Source organism: Vibrio sp. 2033 (genome assembly GCF_033339735.1).
The window spans coordinates 1-775 of the sequence record NZ_JAWOVC010000263.1 but is presented as its reverse complement, the minus strand read 5'-3'; the positions used below and the strand labels follow the sequence as shown (position 1 = coordinate 775).

1 protein-coding gene is annotated in these 775 nt (G+C 45.0%); it reads right to left on the bottom strand.

Translation table 11 applies throughout. The annotated features are described in order from the left end of the window. The coding region (locus tag R7P74_RS25970; protein WP_318123535.1) for an SLC13 family permease at window positions 1–732 on the bottom strand (732 nt) is incomplete at its 3' end. Window positions 733–775 lie beyond the last annotated feature (43 nt).

Below are 775 nucleotides of genomic sequence, written 5' to 3'. Positions count from 1 at the left end.
CACGCCATCACGAACCACCTCTGCAAGAAACAACTTACGCAGTGCACGCAGATTGTTTTCACTGATGGTACGGCCAACCAAAGGTGAACCAGGTTCAACACGAGATTCAAGGAAATACGGTAAGTCTTCTTGGTTTTGGTCATCGTAACTTGGCAGCAAATAGCTCAGCGGAATAAGAATTAAAAGACCACCAGCTAAGACAGCCAAACCAATCATCGTCGGAGTAAAAAAGCTCAGACTCGGTAGCCCTGCATCTTCCACAAAGCTATTAATAATAAGGTTGGTCGAAGTACCAATAAGCGTTAATGTGCCGCCAAATATCGCCGCGTAAGAAAGTGGAATCAGTAGCTTAGAAGGCGCGTGCTGTTGATTGCGTTTAATCGCACCAATCAAAGACACAACAACGGCCGTATTGTTGGTAAAGGAAGACAGTAAGGCGGTCGATAACCCAAGCTTGGCGATCACACTGCCTAAATGACCTTCTGAAATACTACGGCTCACCCAACTGATCAGTAACGTTTTTTCTAATGCACAAGAAGCGAGAATCAGCAGGACCAAAGTTAACAATGATGAGTTGGTAAAGTTCGCAGCAATGGTCGTGGAATCCATCATTCCCGCCATGAAAGCAATAAAGGCTGCACCAGCAAAAACGTAGCTCGGCTTAATCTTAGTCACAAGCAAACAAGTGATAATGCCAAGCAAAATCGCTAACACAAACCCTTGTTCCCACATAGCCTTTCCTTACCAAACAGCTCGAAACGAGCAAAACAAACCG